The sequence below is a fragment of the Streptomyces sp. NPDC002403 genome (genome assembly GCF_053593015.1).
In genome coordinates, this window is the sequence record NZ_JBSFBQ010000022.1 from 37,688 (window position 1) to 57,892 (window position 20,205).

Annotated in this window: 14 protein-coding genes and 4 pseudogenes; 8 read left to right on the top strand and 10 right to left on the bottom strand. The window is 70.7% G+C overall.

Annotated features, from left to right (window positions below):
- The first annotated feature begins 349 nt into the window (after window positions 1-349).
- Both merB and ACWCPY_RS23465 read left to right on the top strand, forming a co-directional pair.
- Window positions 350-1,324 carry an organomercurial lyase gene (merB, locus tag ACWCPY_RS23460; protein ID WP_451267919.1) on the top strand — a complete coding sequence of 325 codons (975 nt, stop codon included), beginning with the start codon at window positions 350-352 and terminating at the stop codon, window positions 1,322-1,324.
- Between the two features lie 559 nt (window positions 1,325-1,883).
- Window positions 1,884-2,012, top strand: a pseudogene (locus ACWCPY_RS23465) (DUF4253 domain-containing protein); the annotation flags it as partial.
- 86 nt (window positions 2,013-2,098) lie between these two features.
- On the opposite strand, the pseudogene ACWCPY_RS23470 reads toward ACWCPY_RS23465, so the two are convergent.
- Window positions 2,099-2,235: pseudogene (locus tag ACWCPY_RS23470) on the bottom strand (IS5/IS1182 family transposase); the annotation flags it as partial.
- A gap of 23 nt (window positions 2,236-2,258) precedes the next feature.
- Window positions 2,259-3,746 carry a carboxylesterase/lipase family protein gene (locus ACWCPY_RS23475; RefSeq protein WP_451267921.1) on the bottom strand — a complete coding sequence of 496 codons (1,488 nt, stop codon included), beginning with the start codon at window positions 3,744-3,746 and terminating at the stop codon, window positions 2,259-2,261.
- Between the two features lie 85 nt (window positions 3,747-3,831).
- Between ACWCPY_RS23475 and ACWCPY_RS23480 the strand changes: the two genes are divergently transcribed.
- Complete coding sequence (locus ACWCPY_RS23480; protein WP_451267923.1) at window positions 3,832-4,434, top strand: TetR/AcrR family transcriptional regulator; 603 nt, start codon at window positions 3,832-3,834, stop codon at window positions 4,432-4,434.
- Between the two features lie 374 nt (window positions 4,435-4,808).
- On the opposite strand, the pseudogene ACWCPY_RS23485 reads toward ACWCPY_RS23480, so the two are convergent.
- Window positions 4,809-5,387, bottom strand: a pseudogene (locus ACWCPY_RS23485) (TetR/AcrR family transcriptional regulator); the annotation flags it as partial.
- Here ACWCPY_RS23485 and ACWCPY_RS23490 point away from each other — a divergent pair.
- Window positions 5,388-6,410: pseudogene (locus ACWCPY_RS23490) on the top strand (amidase); the annotation flags it as partial.
- 119 nt (window positions 6,411-6,529) lie between these two features.
- Here the strand turns inward: ACWCPY_RS23490 and ACWCPY_RS23495 are convergent.
- The 3 genes from ACWCPY_RS23495 to ACWCPY_RS23505 form a co-directional block, all read right to left on the bottom strand.
- Window positions 6,530-7,408 (bottom strand): alpha/beta hydrolase, encoded by an 879-nt coding sequence (locus ACWCPY_RS23495; protein WP_451267925.1) that lies wholly within the window; start codon window positions 7,406-7,408, stop codon window positions 6,530-6,532.
- A gap of 3 nt (window positions 7,409-7,411) precedes the next feature.
- On the bottom strand, window positions 7,412-10,111 hold the full coding sequence (locus ACWCPY_RS23500; RefSeq protein ID WP_451267927.1) for a LuxR C-terminal-related transcriptional regulator: 2,700 nt from the start codon (window positions 10,109-10,111) through the stop codon (window positions 7,412-7,414).
- 120 nt (window positions 10,112-10,231) lie between these two features.
- Complete coding sequence (locus tag ACWCPY_RS23505; protein ID WP_451267929.1) at window positions 10,232-11,203, bottom strand: SDR family NAD(P)-dependent oxidoreductase; 972 nt, start codon at window positions 11,201-11,203, stop codon at window positions 10,232-10,234.
- Between the two features lie 55 nt (window positions 11,204-11,258).
- On the opposite strand from ACWCPY_RS23505, the gene ACWCPY_RS23510 reads away from it, so the two are divergent.
- Complete coding sequence (locus ACWCPY_RS23510; protein ID WP_451267931.1) at window positions 11,259-11,681, top strand: MerR family transcriptional regulator; 423 nt, start codon at window positions 11,259-11,261, stop codon at window positions 11,679-11,681.
- Window positions 11,682-11,839: 158 nt separating this feature from the next.
- On the opposite strand, the gene ACWCPY_RS23515 is transcribed toward ACWCPY_RS23510, so the two are convergent.
- Window positions 11,840-12,442, bottom strand: a complete 603-nt coding sequence (locus ACWCPY_RS23515) for a hypothetical protein (protein WP_451268019.1) — start codon at window positions 12,440-12,442, stop codon at window positions 11,840-11,842.
- 877 nt (window positions 12,443-13,319) lie between these two features.
- Here ACWCPY_RS23515 and ACWCPY_RS23520 point away from each other — a divergent pair.
- The 3 genes from ACWCPY_RS23520 to ACWCPY_RS23530 all read left to right on the top strand — a co-directional run bounded on the left by ACWCPY_RS23520 (window position 13,320) and on the right by ACWCPY_RS23530 (window position 16,906).
- Window positions 13,320-13,766, top strand: coding sequence for a TIGR03618 family F420-dependent PPOX class oxidoreductase (locus tag ACWCPY_RS23520; RefSeq protein ID WP_451267933.1), 447 nt, complete (start codon window positions 13,320-13,322; stop codon window positions 13,764-13,766).
- 641 nt (window positions 13,767-14,407) lie between these two features.
- Window positions 14,408-15,640 carry a cytochrome P450 family protein gene (locus tag ACWCPY_RS23525; RefSeq protein ID WP_451267935.1) on the top strand — a complete coding sequence of 411 codons (1,233 nt, stop codon included), beginning with the start codon at window positions 14,408-14,410 and terminating at the stop codon, window positions 15,638-15,640.
- Between the two features lie 339 nt (window positions 15,641-15,979).
- Window positions 15,980-16,906: a carbohydrate kinase family protein gene (locus tag ACWCPY_RS23530; protein WP_451267937.1), complete on the top strand. Its 927-nt coding sequence runs from the start codon at window positions 15,980-15,982 to the stop codon at window positions 16,904-16,906.
- A 55-nt stretch (window positions 16,907-16,961) separates the two neighbouring features.
- On the opposite strand, the gene ACWCPY_RS23535 is transcribed toward ACWCPY_RS23530, so the two are convergent.
- From ACWCPY_RS23535 to ACWCPY_RS23545, 3 genes are all read right to left on the bottom strand, one after another.
- Window positions 16,962-17,477 (bottom strand): DUF6630 family protein, encoded by a 516-nt coding sequence (locus tag ACWCPY_RS23535; RefSeq protein WP_451267939.1) that lies wholly within the window; start codon window positions 17,475-17,477, stop codon window positions 16,962-16,964.
- A gap of 379 nt (window positions 17,478-17,856) precedes the next feature.
- Window positions 17,857-18,594, bottom strand: coding sequence for a DUF1275 family protein (locus ACWCPY_RS23540; RefSeq protein ID WP_451267941.1), 738 nt, complete (start codon window positions 18,592-18,594; stop codon window positions 17,857-17,859).
- A gap of 382 nt (window positions 18,595-18,976) precedes the next feature.
- Window positions 18,977-20,188, bottom strand: a complete 1,212-nt coding sequence (locus tag ACWCPY_RS23545) for a Dyp-type peroxidase (RefSeq protein ID WP_451267943.1) — start codon at window positions 20,186-20,188, stop codon at window positions 18,977-18,979.
- Between the last annotated feature and the right edge of the window lie 17 nt (window positions 20,189-20,205).

A 20,205-nucleotide genomic window follows, 5' to 3' on the forward strand; every position in this document is an offset into this window, starting at 1 on the left:
GCCGCCGGCCAGCAGGTTTGACGGTCACGCCTGCTCCGGGTGGTGGGTCGCAGGGTTCCCCGAGATCGTCGAGGAGCCCTCGAGCCCTGCCGGTGGCTGCGGAACTCCGTCGGGGGCGGGGCGAGGTCGCTCCCGTGCCGGTCGACCTCGGCCAGCAGCTCGGCCTGAGCCCCGCCCGGGTGCGAGGCATACCCAGCTGTTGTGGTCGCGACAATATGGTTCAGGATCTCGGAGGCCAGGAAGCCGCCGGGACGGTGGGCAATTTCCGGGGCCGATGTCCTGCGTGACCTCCCGCTGCACCGGAAGGTCTACGTTCGGGGCAGGACGATGAACTGGGAGGATGAGCAGGATGCGGATCACAGTGCTGACGGTGCCGGAATGCCCGAACGCCCCGCTGGCCATGGAGCGGGTCACTGCCGCGTTGGCGGGCCGGGCGGCAGAGGTGGAGCTGGTGGAGATCCACGATCAGACACGGGCCGCCGAACTGGGGATGACCGGCTCGCCGACGATCCTGCTGGACGGCGTGGATCCGTTCGCGCCGGCCGGTGCGGTGGCCAGTGTGTCGTGTCGGCTGTACCGGGACGCGGACGGCACGGTGGCCGGGGCTCCGAGCGTGACCGCGCTGCGCGAGGCACTCAGCGGCACGTACCAGGCCCAGGCCGTCGCACCGGGGGAGTGCTGCGAGCCGGTCCCTCTCGACGTCGTCGGCCGGGCCGGGCGGGGGCGCCGCGCGCCGGCAGAGCGGGGACTGCGTGCGGTGCATCAGGCGGTGCTGCGTCACTTCGCCACCGTCGGTACGGCTCCTGGGCCGGACGTGCTGGAGCCGGTCGCCGCGGCGGCGGGCCGTACGTCCGGTCAGGTGCTGGCCGAGCTTGCCGCCGAGGACTTCCTGACCCTGGACGAGGCCGGACGGATCAGCGCGGCCTACCCCTTCTCCGCCGTGCCCACCCGTCACCGCGTACGCATCGGCGGCGGCGCCGAAGTGTGGTCGATGTGCGCGGTCGACGCGCTCGGCATCCCCGCGATGCTGAACGCGGACGTGGTCATTTCCTCCACCGACCCGGTGACCGGCGAGCCGGTCACCGTCACCACCCACGACGGAGTGACCGTCTGGGAGCCGCAGCAGGCAGTGGTGTTCGTCGGGCAGCGCCCCGGCGGCGGGCCCGCGGCCACGGCGTGCTGCGACGCGCTGAACTTCTTCGCCTCTGCCTCCTCCGCCCGCGTCTGGGCGAACGACCACCCCGGTGTGTCCGGCAGGGTCGTCGACCAAGCGGGCGCCGAGGCCATCGCACGGCAGACCTTTGGCCCGCTTCTGGCCCCGTGACCGCGGCCGGAAGGGACTCACTCCCGCCCGTCGGGTTGCCCGGGGCTTCCGTGCAACCGGTGGTCGGCCGTATGAGCAATGCTCGGATCCTGTGGATCGGCTCGGGAGGGCGTGGCTTCCCGAGAGGAGGCCGATGGCGGCTCTTGCGCAAGGCCGCTCTCGCGGGCCGGACCGCGAGACATCGTTTCCGCTGATTGTCAGAGGTGCCGCGTAGATTCCGGTCCTGCCCGAGCCTTTGAGTGAAGTCCTCGGACAACTGCTGGACGACTTGCCACCTGGCAAGCTGATAGGGCCCTGTCATCACCCGCATCCGGTGGTGTGGATGAGCGACGGGCCGGTCTCGCGACGCCGGCCGTGGCGGTGACGGACGCTGACGTGTGGGCGGGGGAAGTGGCGACTGCTGTCGTCCACGACGGCCGGGCCCGGTGTCTCGCACTCGTCCAGGTCGCGCGGGGCGCTGACGCACCCGCTGCCCCCGGCTGGCTGGGCATGACGAATCACTGCGCAGGAACTGTCGGCAGTGCTGCGCTCCTGGGAGCACCGGTTCGGTGTCCGTGTCGTGGGCCTTGGACACGGAAGCCTGTATCTCTCGGTCGCTGCTCAGCCGACGGGCGCCCGCCAGGCCCGTGTCCTGGCCGCGGAGCACCACCTCGCCTGCCCGGACATCTTCCATGAGCTCCCCGAGCTGGACTGGTCCACGTATCACGAGGAGCTCATGCAGCTTCGCGAGTGGCAGTTCTGGTGGGATTGCGAGTGGTCTTCTTGGCGAGGCGGCAGCGGCCGTCCGCCCCGGTCGGTGACCAGATGGATTTTCGATCCCCACGTGCCACGGCCGGTCGGATTCGGTCCCGGCAGAAGCCCCCTTCTTCCGCCCGGATTGTGACGGAGTCGATCGCGTACCACGACCAGTCCGGATCCAGGCAAACGAGAGGACCTAGGTGAGGTCGAAGGGGGCCGGGCCGTGGCGCTCCCAGATCTGGCGAGAGGCCTCTTCCGGGTAGGGCAAGGTCTTCGACTCGATATCCAGGACACGCGTCAACTGTCGCTCGGGCCGGTGGGCGGGCCACCCGGGGGCGCCGGTCGTGGCGAAGCTGACCCATCCCCGCTGCAGTTCCTGGGACACTGCCGAGACCTCCGGCGTTGGCCGGTCGCCGAAGAGCTGTCGGCCGGCGGGGCTGTCCAATGTGCCGAACGCCAGGGGAACGTCGATGCTGTGGCAGGCGCCCAGGACTCCGCCGGACGCCGGAGCCGCCAGTTGCAGCTCGAAGAGAAACGATGTGCCTCCCGCCGCTTGGTTCGCCCGGGCCAGCTGCAGTGACGGCATCCGGAAGAGGGCATCGGAGTAGACCAGTTCGAGCAGTTCTTCGGGGGTGGCTCGCGGGTAGGCGGCGCGGTAGGCGGCGGCGCCGTCCGGTGCCGGGGCGAACAGATCCAGGGCCGTACGGGCCTCGTCCTCGGTGAAGGTGCCCAGCCGCCCCATCATGACGCTGAACAGCCGGAATTCATCGCGGGTGTGGCCGACGAGGAGCTCGATTCCCCCTGTACGGCCGCCGGCCAGCGCCTTCCAGGGCGTTTCGGTGAGCACCACTTCGTCGAGGACCGGGCACACGGCGACACCGATGTGCGAGAGCCGGCCCCAACTCTCGTGGTGGCGGGGAAGGTCGACACCAAGGGCGGTGAGCTCGCCGGCAAGGCGCAAGGGGTCGATGGCGGACAGGGCTTCAGCGTCAGGCGCCGCGCCGACCCGGCCCGCGAGCGTGGCGGCGACTTCCTCCGCCAGCGCGCGGGTGCACAGCGATCCCGGCACCGAGTGCACGATGGCCCTGCGGAACAACCCGCGCGCCTTCTTCATCGTCAGAAGGGCCGCGATCGACCCCGCCCCGGCGGACTGTCCCGCTACGGTGACCCGGTCCGGATCCCCGCCGAAAGCGGCGATGTTGCGCTGGACCCATTCCAGGGCCGCGATCTGGTCGAGAAACCCGCGATTGGCCGGGGCGCCCTCGACAAGTGCGAAACCCTCGGCTGCCACCCGGTAGTTGATGCTCACCACGACCAGGCCCGCGCCGGTCAGGGCCGCAGGGTCGTACATCGGATCGCTGGAGGCCCCCGCGATGTAGGCACCACCGTGGATCCACACCAGCACGGGCAGCCCTGCCGGCCCCAGGGCCGGGGTGCTGACGTTGAGGGTGAGCCAGTCGTTCCCGACCGAGCTCTCGGCCGTCGGTCCCGCCTGCGGGACCACGGGGCCGAACTCGGTCGCCTGCCTCGTACCGTCCCACTTCTTGACCGGGACGGGCGCCCGGAAGCGCAGCGGTCCGACCGGCGGCTGAGCATAGGGGATGCCACGGAACACCGCATGCTCCCCCCTCCAGCGCCCTTCGACGAGGCCCTCCGCAGTCCGTGCTCCTGGCTGTCCGGACATGCCACACCCTTCCTTCGCGAGCGGACTCCCAGCTTTTACCTGTCAGCTGTAATATGTCAACTGTATTGAAACAAGGGAGGCGACGATGCCCAAGCAGGTGGATCACCGCGAACGCCGCGAGACGATCGCCCGAGCGCTGTGGCGCGTAGTGGAACAACGCGGCATCGCGCATGCGAGCGTCCGCGAAGTGGCCCAGGAAGCGGGCATCTCCCACGGCGCGGTGCAGCACTACTTCGCCACCCGGGAAGAGATGTTGGTCTTCGCCATGGACTTCGCGTCCGAACAGACATCGCTGCGCGTCGCCGAAGGCGTCAGGGAACTCGGCAACCTGCCGCACCCCCGTGACATGCTCCGGGTGATGCTTACGGAGATGCTCCCGCTGCATCCCGACGCGCGCGCGACGAGCCGGATGAGCGCCGCCTACGTCCTGGAGGCGCTGCACGACGCGAACATCCATGCACGCGCACGTGACGGGCTGGCTCACGGCCGCGACCTCGTCGAGCGGATCGTCCGCCAGTCGATCACCGATGGTCGCATCGGCCCCGATCGCGACCCGGCGACAGAGGCCAACCTGCTCCTGACGCTCACCGGCTTGACCCCGCTCATCGAACTGGGCGTGATCGAGCCCCAAGAGGCCTTGACCGCTGTCGACCAGCACCTCGATCGACTGTTCACGAACAAGACCTGACCGTACCCAATCGTCGGCGGTCGCCTTCCGGTACGGACGGCTGCTGTCACGAGTTGCTTGGAGAGTGGTCTCCAAGCAACTCGTACTCGCACTGCCGGAACCTCCGCACTCGGCAGTCGCACCCCTGGCTCGCGGGCAGCGTGTGGGCCTCCGTGACGGCCATCAATGGCGGCACGCGCTCGACCCAACCGGTCTGACCCACCTACGGGAGGCCGGGAGAACCGGTCGATACCGATGGGGAAGTCGCGGCGCGGGAGGCCTGAGAGCGTTCGCGGGTACTTCGAGTCGCCCCCGGAGGTGATCACCGGGCTCACCGGCGTGCTTGCCCCCGGGTGCGGCGGATGCTGAACACGGGCGGCGGTACCCGCCTGTCGCTATTCGCCTGTTGCTTCTTCGCCTCGCTCGGTCCGGTCCTCATGGGAGCGAGGAGGCCGGGCCGGTTGCTCCCGGAGGAGGGCCAGATGCGCGTGAAGGACGTCGTAGGCCTCTTGCGGGGTGAGGTGGCCGATGAGGACGTGTGTGGTGAGGCCGTCCGCGAGGGCCAGGAGGGTGCGGGCCTCCCGTTGTGGGTCGAGGGACGCGGTGCCGGCTTCCGAGATGAGGCGGGTGAACGCCTCCTGCAGGGCTGCGTAGTTCGTCTGCAGCACCTTGGCGAGCGCCTTGCTGACAGCCGCCTGTGCGACGAAGGCGAGCCAGACCCTCGCCTCGGCGCGGTGCTCTTCCCTGAGCAGTGAGACCTCGGCGGCGGCATGGCCCAGGGTGGTGTCGGCCGACTGGGCAGGGCTCCTGACGAGGTGGGCCCGTACGCGCCCGCTGATTCGCTCGCCGATGTGCCCGAGAGCGAATACGAGCATCTCCTCCTTGGTGCGGAATCACCGTTGAACGGCGCCCATGGACACCTGCGCGCGGGCGGCGACGTCGCGCAGGGTCACGCCCTCGAGGCCGCGTTCGTCGAAGCGCTGGGGCCGCTCACGGGCGTGCCGTTCACCGTGAAGGAGACCACCGCCGTCGAAGGCGTGCCGACCACGTTCGGCTGCGAACGCTTCCGCGATCTGGTGGCGCCGGCCGACGCTCCTCCGGTGGCGCGGCTGCGCGCGGCCGGGGCCATCCCCATCGGGCACAGCAACATGCCCACCCTGATCCCGGCGGGGATGCACACACGCAGCGAACTGTTCGGCGACACGGTCAATCCGTGGGACAGCAGCCGAACCCCCGGCGGCAGCAGCGGAGGTGACGCGGTGGCCGTGGCCACGGGCATGGCGGCGCTCGGGCTCGGCAACGACTCCGGGGGATCGGTGCGCGTCCCGGCGCAGTTCTGCGGTGTGGCCGGGCTGAAGCCGTCCATGGGACGATTTCCGGCGGACCACCGCATTCTGGGCCTGGACGACCCCGGCCCGGCGTCCCAGATGCTGGTCACCGACGGCCTGCTGGCCCGGAGCGTGGGCGACCTGCGGCTGGCTTACGAGGTGTTGGCCGGGACCGATCCACGAGACCCGCGGGCCGTACCGGTGCCCGCGTACGGCGAAGCGCTCCCCGGGCCGGTGAAGGTCGCGGTCGTGGCGGACCCCGGCGGACACGGCGTCCACCCCGCGGTTCGCGCAGCCGTCGAGACCGCGGCCGACGCACTCCACGACGCCGGTTACGACGTGCGCGAGGTACAGGACGTACCGCGGATGGACGAGATTCTTGAGGCGTACGGCCGGATCACCGTGACCGAGTTCGCCCCGGCCTGGCCGGTGGTGCGCAAGTTGCTCGGCGAAGGCGGGGACCGCTTCATCGAGATGGCGATGGAGCAGACCCCGCCCGCGAGCGCGGACGAGTTCATGAAGCTGATGGGCACCTGGATGACCGTCCGCCGCGCGTGGGCCGAATTCCTCGACGCGTACCCGCTGTTGCTCGGACCGTCGTTCACCGAGCCACCGGTCGAGCCGGGACTGGAGCCGCGCGACCGAGCGGGCCGGGACCGGGTCGCGGCCCCCGCACCCCTCACCCTCGGCACGCCGCGCCGTCCCGGCAGCCTGGCTGAAGCATCCCCGTTCGCCACGGACCGTCGCGTGGGCCGGTTCGATACGGATGACGCAGCCAGGGGCAGGCGTTACCCGGCCGTGTGCGCGAGGACTGCGGCGGCCAGTTCCTCGTGCACCTCCGGCGGCAGTGTGTGCCCCATGCCCGCCACGATCAACAGCCGCGCCCCGGGGATCTGCTCGGCGATGATCGCGCTGTGGCCCGGCTTGGCCGGCTCGTGGCTGCCCTCGATGACCAGCGTGGGCGCCTTCACCTGGTGCAGCACACCCACCGGCTCGAAGTCCGGCCTGGCCATTGCGGCCAGCCGGTGGTTGGCCACCGCCGACAGGTCGCGGGCCCGGTCGTGGATCCGTTCCTGCAGCCGACGCGCCGCATCCTCGTCGAACGGCAGCCCGGCGCCGTGCAGCACGCGCTGTTCGGCGATCATGCCGTTGATCCGGGCGCGCCGGTCCTCCGGCGCCGGGGCGGCCATGAGCGCACGGTAGAACGCCGTGAACTCCGGCTCCGGCTCCGGCAGGCTCGCCTCGGGCTGCGGCTGCCCCATCAGAGCCCGCATGATCACCTGACCTTCGCCGCCGCCCAGCGGCGAGGAGCCGATGACGGTCAGCGAGCGCACCCGCTCCGGCCGTTCCACCGCGACGAACTGCCCCAGCAGCCCGCCCGCCGAGTGGCCGACCAGGTGCGCGCTCTCCAGGCCGTGGGCGTCCATCACGCGGTACACATCGTTCTTGATGTCGTCCCACGTGTACGGCTCCGCCGTGAAGTCGACGGTGCCCGACATACCGGTGTCACGGTGGTCGTACCGGATGACCCGGCGGCCACCGGAGACAAGGCGGCCGACGAACTCGTCCGGCCACAGGACGCCCTGCGACATCGAACCCATGATCAACAGGATCGGCGCGTCCGTCACGGCGCCGAACTCTTCACTCCAGATGTTCACTTCATTCATGTCTCAGAGCATGTCCGAATCCGTTACGGGCGCCTTCTGTAGAACTACTAGTCGCGCCAGTTCCGTGCGGGAGCCGATGCCGAGCTTCGGATAGATCTTGTACAGGTGGTACTCGACCGTGCGCGGACTCAGGAACAGCTGGGCAGCGATCTGCTTGCTCGACAATCCGTCGGCGACCAGGCCCGCGATACGCAGCTCCTGCGGGGTCAGCGCGTCGAGCACGGCCGGGGGTGAGACCTGCCCGCTCCCGCCCGCCGCCCGCAGCTCACCCTGCGCACGTCTCGCCCACGGTCCTGCGCCCGCCCGTTCGAACGTCTCCCATGCCATCCGCAGATGCGCCCGCGCCTCGCCCGGCCGCTGCGCGCGGCGCAGGCGCTCACCCAGCAGCAGAGCCGTCCTGGCCGCCTCGAACGGGTTGGTGTGCAGCCGCAAGGCCTCGCCGAAGGCGTCCTCGGACGACTCGGCCAGGCCCCGGCAACGGGCCAGCAGAGCGCGGGACTCGGGCGTCGCAGCGTGCGCGGACCACCGCTCGTACGCCTCCAACACCGCCCGCGCCCCCACCTCGTCGCCCGCGCCCACGGCGGCCTCCACGCGATCCGGCGCCGTTCGCCACACCACGGCGGGATGCCCGACACCCGGTCCCGCCGCGGCGAGGGCCATGAAGCGGTCATGCGCCGTCACATAGCGTCCCAGGCACAGGTCGAGCAGGGCCAGCGCGTAGGCGGCGACCCCCACCCGCAAACCCACCCGATGCGGCACGGCGATCGCCAGCGCCTCGCGGGCCTGCCGTTCGCAGGTCTCCTCCTCGCCGCGCAGCGCCGCCAGCACCGCCAGGTTGGCCAGATGCGCGGCCACCGTGTTCTCGTATCCGGCCTCGCGGGCCAGTTCCAGGGCCTCCTCGGAGATGGCCCGGCTGATGTCCAGCCGCCCCGCCATGCGCTCGGCCGTCGCGACGAACTCCAGCACGACCGGCAACTGCCCGGTCATCCCCGACACCCTGGCCACCCGTCCGGCCCGCTCGGCCATCTCGGCCGCCAGATCCGACTCGCCCAGCTGGCTGGCCGCGGCCGCCGCCCACAGGTACTCCGCAGCCTCCCCCAGCTCACCGACCCGCATCAGCGCCCGCCGCAACAGGCCCGGCCCGGCATCGTCGCCGTCCAGTGTCAGACCGATCCCGGCCACCGTGTCGCGCAAGAACCCCTCGGGGTGCGCTGCCGCTCTCCGCCCCAGCTCGACGACGGCCGCCGTGTCACCGACGTACGAGGCGGCTTCCACAGCATCGGCCAGCATGTCCAGGCTGTCGCCCGCCGCAAGGATCCGTACGGCCTCGGCGGCGTTGCCCGAGTTCAGCTCGAACCGGCCGCGCAGCCGGGCGATCTCCATGATGAGGTGGGCGTCGGCGCCGGCCAGGTCGCGTGCCTCGGCCAGCAGCGACTCCGCCTGCCCCGGGCGGCCACCGAGCCAGGCCATGACGGCGGCGTCCTTCAGACGGACGGCACGGGCGTGCGGCTCGGGCGTCAGCTCGGCGGCCCTGGCCAGGGCGGTAGCGGCGGTGCCGTACCCACCGCGGTCACGCGCCCGCTCCGCGGCCGCCACCAGCTCGGCAGCGACCCGCTCGTCCTGGCCCATCGCGGCTCCGGCCAGGTGCCAGGCGCGACGGTCACCCTCGGCCAGCCCCGCCAGCATGCCGTGCACCCGGCGGATCTCGGCGGCGGTGGCCGCCTCATACACCGCCGACCGGACGAGCGGATGGCGGAAGTGGACACGCACGCCCGAGAGTTCCGCAAGCCCGGACTCCTCCAGCTCGGCCATCGCCATCCGCCCGGTCCAGGCCCCGGTGTTCTCCCCGGGCCGTACCGTTCCATCGGCGGACAGCCGGCCGGCGGCGCGCAGAACCAGGCCGAGGTCGGCCTCCACCGCGGCGACCAGGGCGAGCAGCCGGGCAGAGGCGGACAACGCGGTCACCTGATCACCGAACAGCCGGACGCCACCGGGCAGCGGGTCGGGCAGCGGTTCGCGCCCCGTGAGCTGTGCCGGCGTCAGGCGGGCGGCGATCTCTCCGAGGGCGAGCGGGTTCGCGCCGGTCAGTGTGACGAGTTCGCGCGCCACACCGGGCGGCACATCCCAGCGGGACGCCAGCATCTCGGTCGCTGCGGCTCCGGGCAGGCCACGCACCTCCACCGTCAAGGGCACACCCTTGACCGGAGCGTCCCCGCGCACGGCGAACAACATCGCGATCTTCTCTGTCCCCAGCCGTCTTGCGGCAAACAGCAGTGCGTCGGCCGAGGCCCGGTCGGCCCACTGGAAGTCGTCGACCACACAGAGCAGCCCGTCCGGAGCGGCGGCCTCGGCCAGCAACGACAGCACGCCCGCGCCCAGCAAGTACCGATCGCCGTCACCTCCGGCGGCAAGCCCCAGCGCGGCGCGCACAGCGTCGCGCTGCGGTACGGGAAGCGCGTCCAGCGAGCCGGTCACCGGCGACAGCACCTGGTGCAGCGCGGCGAACGCCAGGTCGGACTCGGCCTCGACGCCGGTGGTCCGCAGCACGCGCATCGCGCTGCCTCGCACGGCCGCCGTGTCGAGAAGAGCCGTCTTGCCGACGCCTGCACCACCCCGCAACACCACCGCTCCGCCGACGCCGGCGCGAGCCCGCGCGATCACCTCGTCCAGCGCGCCGATTTCCGCAGATCTGCCATAGAGCACGATCACACACTGTAGGAGACCGCCACGCCGCCCCGTCCTCGGGGAGCGGTCTCTCACGGGCGACTCCTACCGCAGTGAACGCCGCAGCGGAAGACAGTGCGGCATGTACGGACCACGCGTTCATCGGAGGATCGGCGTGGCGCCGGTCGCGGCGACGGACAGGTCCCAGAGCCGGGCGGCCTCGTCGGGGTCGATGGCGTACGCGCGGACGCCGCCGTCGTCCATGGGCTGGTCCGGGGCGGAGACGCGGGCGACGTCGCAGTCCTCCAGATAGAGCCCGCCGCGGCCGTCGAGGAGCAGGGACGTGGCGGCCCACAGGCCGGTGGCGGCGCCCTGGGAGGGGGACTTGAAGTCGGCGCCGATCACGTTGCCGTGCTCGTCCACCCAGCCCCGGTCGATCTGCTCCTGAAGCGGCATCTCGCGCTGGAGACCGGTGATGATCTTGCCTGGGTGGAGTGCGAACGCGCGGACGCCGTCGTTGTGCCCGAGGGCGTCGAGGTGTACGGCGAACAGGGCGTTCGCGGTCTTGGACTGACCGTAGGCCAGCCACTTGTCGTAGCCGGTGCGGAAGTGCGGGTCGTGCCGGCGGATGGCGGTCAGGGTGTGTCCGGCGGAGCTGTTGACGATCACGCGCGCGCCGCCTGCGGCGGCCAGGAGCGGGTAGAGCTCGCAGGCGAGTGTGAAATGCCCGAAGTGGTTGATGGTGAGCTGGCTTTCCCAGCCGGGTCCGACACGCCGATCCGGGGTGGCCATGACTCCCGCGACGGCCATCAGGAGGTCGAGCCGGTCGAGACAGTCGCTGATGTGCGCGGCGGCCGAGCGGACGCTGCCGAGGTCGGCCAGGTCCATGGGGATGACCTCGCAGTCCTTCACCTCCTGGAGAGCGGCGCGGGCGATGTGGGGACGGCGGGCCGGAACGATGACCCGGGCCCCGGCGGCCGTCAGAGCCCGGGTGGTCTCCAGACCGAGCCCGGAGTAGCCCCCGGTCACCACAGCGGTCATGCCGGAAAGGTCGCGGTCGGCCACGATGTCCTCGGCGGGGGAGGCAGCGGAGAAAGGTGAGCCGAGCGGCTGCTGATCAGTAATGGTCATGCCTCCGACGCTACGATCTGGAGCAAGGTCTAGATCAAGTCCAGGAGTGAGCGGCATGACGACCACCGAGGCTGCCGCGCTGTCGCTGAGCATCGGCGAGGTGGCCGAACGAACCGGACTGAGCGTGCACGCCCTGCGCTTCTACGAGCGCGAAGGTCTGCTGGTCGGGCCGGTCCGACGCACGTCGGGCGGCAGGCGGCGCTACACGTCCTTCGACGTCGACTGGCTGCTGATCTGCGTCAAGCTCCGCGAATCCGGTATGCCGCTCGCTGACCTCAAGCACTTCGCCGAACTGGTACGGCAAGGTCCGGGCAACGAGGCAGAGCGCCTGCGACTGCTCGATGCCCATCGACAACGTGTCGACGCACAGATCCAGGCGCTGGAGGAGTGCCGGTCCGTCATCACCTGGAAGGTCGGCGTCTACGCCGAGCATCTCGCCCGCGGCAAGGCCGGTGGGCTCTGGGACCCGACAGTCTGAGGCACAGCCCGGACCATCCCCGGCATCGTGAAGAAGCTGGTCATCGAGTCCGGAGGAACGCGGGCGAGACCCCCTCGGCCGCTTCGCTCTGCCGGGCAGCACGGCCGGGTGTTGCAATCGTGGTCCCAGCACCCGTTCCGGTGAGGGACGGATCTGGGTCATGCGATATCCGGTCCTGCAGCCCAATACTCCGGTTGTCGTTCGAGACCTGCTTTCTCGGCATGATGGGTTGCCCAGCCCGTTGCGGTGATGATGTCGCGGGCGATGTCGACGGTGTTGCGTCCGTCGGTGGGGATGCGATGGACCCACGCCGGTGCGGTGTTCTCCAGATGGACGGCCATTCTCGCGCTGCGGGTCAGGTGGGCGTCGAGTTGGCTGCCGATCTCGCGGCCGCTCAGACGCTGCCGGGCGGTGGCGTCGTTCGCGGTCAGCAGCACTGCGACGATGCGCGCGGTGCCGCCCAAGGCCCGGGCGATCAGGTCGGGTTCGAGGACGGAGACCGTGTTCGTGTAGATCAGCCTTCGGCACCCGAGGGCGGAGTAGTTGCGCCACACGGCGGCCAGGTTCGACTCTGTGATCCGGGAGCGGGACGGGTCTTCCGGGGGTGCGGGGAAGATCTGGTCCAGGTTGTCGCCTTCGACCAGGGCATGGGCGATCTGTGCGGCTTGGAGTTGCACCGAGACCTCCCACCCGGCGGTGGTCTTTCCGACTCCGGCTCGTCCTCCGATCAAGAGTGCTTCCGGTCGCTCGTCATCGGGCATGAGCCGGACTCCTTCGTCGTGGTACGCCGCGTGGCCGAGCGGGAAGTCGGCCCTTTCCATCCGCTTCGGGTCAGTGAACCAGTACCACCAAAACAGAGTTGACGGTTGATCAAGGTGCGCCTCGACGAGGCGGCGTACGTGGTGTCGACGGCCACGATCGGAGTTTCGCCAGACGGCCGCAACGCGTGGGCCGATCCCGTTGAGGACGGTTCCCTCCTCGGGGACGCGCGTGTGGTAGCCGCGGCCGTAGAAGCCGGTGACGCCGACCCGAGCGAGTTCCTGCCCGACGGGAGTGGCGGGGACAGCGGTACGGAAGAGCAGTTCGTGGAATTCGACCCCCTCCCAGATGGGATGCGGCGTCACGGACGTGATCCGCAGATCCTCCGGGCCGTGGTGGTCGATGGCGCGCCACGGGGCGAGCCCCGGCAGGAAGGGGAGGCGTGCGTGCCCGTTGACGAGGATCCGGCCCCCGCGGCGCACGAAGTCCTCCAGCAGCTCGCGCCGCCGCTCCAGATGGAGCGGGTCGCAGTCGAGGGAGAGCATCAGCCCCGTGACGCCGTCGTCGAGCACTTGGTCCAGGTCGTACAGGTCGACCGTGGGCACGGGCCGTCCGGTGACGGAATCCACCACGGGGGAGGGGCCCATGGTCACGTATCGCACCGTGTTTTCGGCCGGGCAGGGGCGGCAGGGGCGGTGTCGCGCGTGACGGGTCCACGTCCCCAGTGGGTCGCCGCGCTCCTTGCGGCCACTGGCGTCTGCCGCCGCGTCTCGGCCATGGGGGCAGGAGCGGGGAATGGCTTCTCGGCATCGGCCTCACCTGGCGGATTCCACGGTTGTCCCGAGCCCCCTGGTCCATCCTGGTTGGTAGCCTCCCGGGATGACTGCGCCTTTCGATGAAGCCGTCCGCGCCCGACTGCAAGCCCCCAACATCTGGTACGTCGGCACCGTGTTCGCCGACGGGGCACCGCAGGTCAGCCCGATGTGGGTGGATCTGGAGGGGGAGGGGGAGCTGACGTTCAACACCTCGGTGGGTCGGGTGAAGGAGGAGAACCTGCGCCGCGACCCTCGCGTCTATCTCTCGCACGCGGACGTCACCGACCCCTTCGACCGAGTGCAGATCAGTGGTGTGGTGGCCCGCTTCATCGAGGGTGAGGAGGCGCACGACCGAATGGACCGGCTGGCCCGCAAGTACTTGGGCGTCGAGCGTTTCGAATGGACCATGCCAGGGGAACAGCGGGTCGCGGTGATCGTGCGCCCGGTCAAGGTGCGGCACATCGTCGGGGTGGAGCGGTTCCGGCCCGGCGGCCCCGTCCCCGCCCCCTGACCGCCGCACCCGTCGTGACGCAGCGGCTCGAACCTCGGCCGTCCCGAAGGGATCTCCGCTGAGCAGGAGGCGGTGCGGGGCCGGAGTGCCGCCCGTTCTCGTCGGCACCGGCGGGCTCGCGGCTCGCCGACCGCCTCCGGGACCGCTGAACGAACGCCGCTTTCACGCGTTGTGGAGCGAAGGAGGCCATACAGGCGACGACCGGGCCCCAGGCCGAGCACGGCTGTCTCGGCCTCCCCGGCGAGACCGATTGCGTGGGCCGGCAGGAGTTCACGCAGAGGCCTTTGGAAGCTGCTCAAGGTCGGAAACGCGACAGCGTTTGCAACCCATCGGTCATCCGGTTGATTGCGTCTCTGGCTTCGACTCGTCGGTGTGATGTCCACCGAACTGCCTGACACGGCAAGACGATGGCTGTATTCCGTGGTATGTGAGAAATGCGGATGGGGCGGGCCGGTGCCCGCGGCACGCCGACGGCGTGAGGCGGTACGCATGGGGAGGGAAGCGGTCGAGGACGCTCAGCCCGGACACGTTGCCGGTCCTGGCCTCGACCGCCGTACCGACCACCGGCGTCCCGGCCGGCGCCACAGGTCCCTCGCCGCCCTGTCCCGCGCCCTCCCCACCCCGCTGAAGGAGCCCTCACCGTGACCGAGCAGCAGCCATTCGTCCTCGACCCCACCGGCTCCAATCACCATGCCGAGCACCACGCATTACGTGCCCGCGGAGCGGCCGCACTCGTGGACATCCTCGGGGTGACCGCGTGGTCCGTATCCGATCCCGGCGTCCTGAAGCAGCTCCTGATGCGCGCGGACGTCTCCAAGGATGCTCGGGCGCACTGGCCGGCCTTCGCCGACACGGTCACCACCTGGCCACTCGCGCTCTGGGTGGCGGTCGACAACATGTTCACCGCCTACGGCAGCGATCACCGCCGCCTGCGTCGACTGATCGCCCCTGCCCTGTCGGCCCGCCGCATCGCCGACCTGACGCCCGTCGTCGAGGACCTCGTCACTGGCATCCTCGACGACCTGGACGTCCTCCCGGCCGGCGAAGTGGTCGACCTGCGCGAGCACTTGGCCTATCCGCTGCCGATCGCGGTCATCGGTCGAATGATGGGCCTCTCCTCCGCCCGGCGGAACGGTCTCCGTGCAGTGGTGGACCGGGTCTTCGCCACTACCCTCTCCGCCGACGAAGCCGCTGCCAACACGGCGGCGCTCTACCGGCTTCTCGACGATCTGATCGCCGCGAAGCGGTGCGAGCCCGGAGACGACATGACCTCCCTCCTGATCGCCACGCGGGACGAGGACGGCGACGGCGGTTCCCTTACCGACGCCGAACTACGCGGCACCCTCGTGCTGATGATCAGCGCCGGCTACGAGACGACCGTCAACGTCATCGACCAGGCGATCACAGCCCTGCTGACCGACCCGGAGCAGCTGAGCCACGTCCGTGCCGGCCGGTGCGGCTGGAGTGACGTCGTCGAGGAGACGTTGCGCCACGAGCCGGCCATCAAGCACCTGCCTCTGCGCTACGCGCTCAAGGACATCCCTCTGCCCGGCGGGCAGATCATCCGGACCGGGGACGCGATCCTCGCCTCCTACGCCGCCGCCAACCGCCACCCGGACTGGCACGGTGGGAACGCCGACCTCTTCGACGCCACCCGAACCACCAAGGATCACCTGGCTTTCGGACACGGCGTCCACTTCTGTCTCGGTGCGCCCCTCGCCCGCCTCGAAGTCGTCGCAGTCCTGCGTCAGCTGTTCGCGCGCTTTCCCGACGCCCAACTCGCGGTACCCGCTGAGGAACTCCAGCCTGTCCCCACCTTGATCAGCAACGGACACGTCGCACTGCCCGTCCGCCTGCGGCCGGTAGCCGACTGAGACCACACCAATGGGATGGACGACTGGCTGGAGCGGGGCGACGGTCCTGCAACGGCCCGGAACTCGTTCCGCGTAAAGGGAGTTGACGGGCCGCTCTGCGATCTGCTGACGGACCCGGGGCACCGGTGCGCTCGACAGGCCCCTGGGCATCCGCCGTGTGCTGCTGTGCTGCCTCTCCTCCTGCCTCCGCGGCCTCGGCCCATCGCCGGGAGCGGTGGGCGGCACGCCCACGTCCCGCGTGCGTGCCGCCCAGGAAAGCCGTGGTGGCATGCGCCCGTGGGGGGGGGCTGCTCCTGTCCACGGCATACTGGGCCGCTGCGGGAGAAGAGAGGCTCACCTATGACCCGGCAGCACACGGAGTACGACGTCCTGGTGGTCGGAGGCAGCGGGGTGGACACCATCGTGCGGGTCGACGCCCTGCCAGTCCCGCTCGCCGACTCGGTCCATGTCGGGCCGATCGAGGAATGGCCGGGCCACACCGGAGGGAACGTGGCCCTCGGCTCCCGGGCGCTCGGACTGAAAGTCGCACTCCTCGACTGCATCGGCGACGACTGGATCGGTGCTCAGGTGCGCGAGCGACTGGCGGCGGGGGACGTGGAGTTCGTCCCGCTGATCTCCCCGGCGGGCACCCGCCGCGCCGTGAACCTGGTGGATGCGACCGGACGCCGGATGTCGTTCTACGACGCCCGCGACCCGGCCGAGCTGAGGATGCCACAGGACTTCTATCTGCCGAGGCTGCGCCGCACCCGACACGTCCACCTGTCCATCATGAATTTCGCCCGATTCCTGTATGACGACATCGAGAAACTCGGTGTCCCCGTCTCCACGGACCTGCATGACTGGGACGGACTGGCAGACCACCACCGGGAATTCGCACTCCGCTCCGACCTGGTCTTCCTCAGTGCAGCGGGCGCGGGCGAAGGCACCTTCGCCCTCATGAGGGAGATCCTCCGCGAGGGCCGCGCCGACACCGTGGTCGCCACGGCGGGCTCGGGCGGCTCCCACGTACTCACCCGGGGCGGCGGCTCCACTCCGCACCACATCCAGGCGACCACCCCACCCGCACCGGTGGTGGACTCCAACGGCGCGGGGGACGCGTACGTCTGCGGCTTCCTGTACGGAAGACTTGCCGGCCGGGATCCACTGGAATGCGGTCGCCTCGGAGCCGTGGCAGGGGCGTACGCCTGTACCGCGCCGGGTTCCACCGCGCTCGTCCCGCAGGAAGCCCTGCTGGCATCGGACGACATCCGGAACGGGAGTCAGTAGTCCGTGCCACCCCGGGGTGCCGTCCTTTCGACCACCGAGGATCGCGGCGCCCCGCTCAGTCCCCCAGAATCCGAGCGGTGAACCCCGCACGGCCGGCGAGCTCCGTCAACTCCTCGGCCCGCGGGGCGCGCAGACACACCACCGGGTAGCAGTCCGATTCGATGTCGAGGACGGCGAGCGCAGCACCGACATCGCGGCAGTGCCGACCGCAGGCCGCCAGGAACTCGTATGTCGGCAGCGACATCTCGTCGGCGTCGAACAGCACCCAGGGGGCCACGGACGGCCAGGAGACGAGCATCCTCAACTGGGCCCGGATCTCCTGTGGATCCACCTTCCAGTCCAACTCCGCGAGCAGCCGGTGATCGCAGAGCGCATCCACGAGCGCTATCCACGCGAGGTTCACGACGGGCTCGTCGATGCCGCGCTCCGCGAGCTGGTCCGCATGCGTCCGCACATAGCCCTCGGGATCGTCGTGGGCGCGCAACACCCGCTCGACGACATTCGGATGAGCTGGGGCGAGTAGCGATGCCATGGCTTCGAGAGACGTACGGACGGGGTCGGTGCCGGACATGGTGTGTGCTCCTTGGGCGATTGTGCGACCGAGGTCGTCGCCGAGGCGAGGGCGTTCTCCCGGGCGTTCATGAAGAAGCGTGGCACGCGGGTATGACAGCGGGCGCCGCGTCGGGCCGACCCGCCAGGGCGTGCGTCCGAAGCGCACGAGCCGCAGTTCGGTGCGGCGGAATCCGTCCAGGAGGCGTCGGCTGCGCGCTGACGACCAACGGCGGGGGCGGTGGGAGCACGGCCATCTACCGGGAAGGGAACGCGGGGCGATGGAACGGCGACCGGGCGAGGACCCGGTCGGCAGGCGGCGTGGTGGGAGTGCCCGGCGAAAGTCGTACGGCGTAGGCATCCGTTGTGGACTATCGGAGCCCGGCGGGAAAAAGGGCGGCTCAGGAAGGTGACTTGATCCAGGGCGCGTCGGTTGCGGACAGCCGGTGCGTCACCACGGAGATCACCGCAAGCAGCAACGCCGAAAGGGCCAGGGCGAGGACAAGACGGCCGTTCAGGACCAGCGCGGCTCCGCCGAGAGCGCCCAGGAGCATGGCCAGAACCGACAGGATCCGGCGGCCCGCTCGCGGCGCCGCGCCGCCCGCAGCGGAGGAGTCCGCGGCGAGTCCCGTGAGAGTCAGGGTCAGCACGGTCGTGGTGAGATCGGGGACGCCGAGACGCCGGGCAACTGCGTTCTGCATCCCCATCGCGACCCCCAGGGACACGACCAGCGTGTATTGGACGCCGGTGGTGACCCGCCCGCCGGTGACCGACGCGGCCACCACGGCGACGACGAACAGGAGCGTCTGCACCGCCGCGGCCGTCTTCAACAGCCTGCCGCGGTGCCCGGCGAACCGGTTGCCCAGTCCGCCGCCCGCCAGCGCGCCCGTCAAAAACGCGACCAGCGCCACGACGGAGGCGAGGGCGGACAGACCCGGTGCGCCCGCGAGAGCGAATCCGAGGAACACCACATTGCCGGTCATGTTGGCGACGAAGACGTGCCCGAGCCCCAGATAGCTGACCGCGTCGACCAGGCCGGTGACCACGGTAAGCGTCAGCAGCAGAGGCGGCAGCGGACCGTGGCGGTCACCACGGGGCGGCGCGAGTGTGTGGGCCGCGTCGCTCAGCAGCTTGCGCATGGGTCCTCGTTTCCGGTGCCGGGGGCCGGCGGTGCAGCACAGGCGGGTCGGCAGCCCGCTGGCGGGCCCCGGGCACGATCGCGGCGACGGCGCCCCACACCGGTCGGTCGGTGGGCCCGACGCGTGGTCGGGGGACCACCGGCCGGGGGCCGGTGAGAGTCAGCGCCGCCGAGACGACTACGACTACCAGCGGGTACTCGTAGCCATCATTCCGCACCCACAGCCCCTTGGGCCACCTGACGGTGCCCACGACCGTCATCACGCCCATGGCGCCCGTCGCGGCCAGGGGCGTGAGCAGCCCGGCGGCCAGGAACAGGCCGGCCCCGATCGCCTCTCACCAGCTGTTCCGGGCCATTTCATGGTGGAGGGGGCGAGGCGGACTTCATGTCCAGAGCTGTTCGCCGAGCGTCCCGGCGGATGCTGTGCCGGGCAGGACGTAGGCCACGGCCGAGGCCCGGTGCTGGAGGAACGGGGTGAGGGCGTCGCGGCCGGCCAGGCGGTTCTGGACGCGGGTGAACTGGGCGGCGTCGCGCATGAAGGCACAGAAGAGGAGCCCGCGGTCGGCCGGGCCGTCGTCGTAGCTGTAGCTGCGGCGGAGCATCCGGGCACCGCCGTCGAAGCGGGGGCTGGCGAGACGCACGTGGGCGGTGGCGGGGATGACGTAGGAACCGTCGGGGTTCTTGGCGTAGATGTCCGGCTCGTCGTGCTCGGCGGTGCCACTGAGGGCGACGCCGTCGCGGGCACGGCGGCCGATCGCCCGGTCGCGCCGGCTCTCGGAGAGGGCCGCGAAGCCGGTGACATCCATGCGGATCCTGCGGTAGACCAGAACGGTGCCGTCCTCGTGGGCTCCGGGAGGGCCCCAGACCCACTGCTCGGCCGCCGCGTGATCGGGGTTGGCGGTGCCGTCCTTGGCGCCGAACAGGTTGCGCGGGGTGGTGCCCGGGGTCGTGTGGGGCAGGAAGCCGGACTGGGTCCAGCGAGGCACCGCGCCGGCCGTGTGGGCGGCCCCGCCGACGAGTTCGGCAACGACGGTGAGCGTCCAGCGGTCGGCTGCGCACAGTTGGACCAGAAGATCGCCGTCGCTGCGGCGCGGATCGAGGCGGTCGCCGGGGAACGGCGGCAGCTCCTCCAGCGAGGCCGGGACGTCGAGGCCGAGCCGAGCGGCGAGAGCGGGGCCGATCCCGACCAGAGAGGTGAGCCGGGTCACACCGCCCCCCTGGAGCCGCGGGTCCGGCGGGGCGTCGGAGGCGGCGGTGGCGAGCGTGCTGGTCAGCACGCCGAGGACGCTGCGAAGGGCCTTCCGGCCGTCGGCGGCCGAGCTCTGGGGGAGGTCGAAGGAGAGCAGGTGCGTCGCCGGTTGCTGGGGAGCCGTGACACCTGCCTGTCGGGCGCCGTGGAAGGGGATCGCGGCCTCGGACGCAGGGGCGCCGGCGGTGGAACGGCCGGCTGTCCGGTCGTCTCGCGCCAGTTCGTCGGCTGCCACGCCGACCCCGGCAGCGAGCACCGCCCCGGCTGCGAGCAGTGCCCGACGCCGCCCGAAACCGGTCTCCGTGGGTCGGGACGGATCCTGCGCATTTCCCTGTTCGGTGGGCATAGGCCTATTGGAGACGA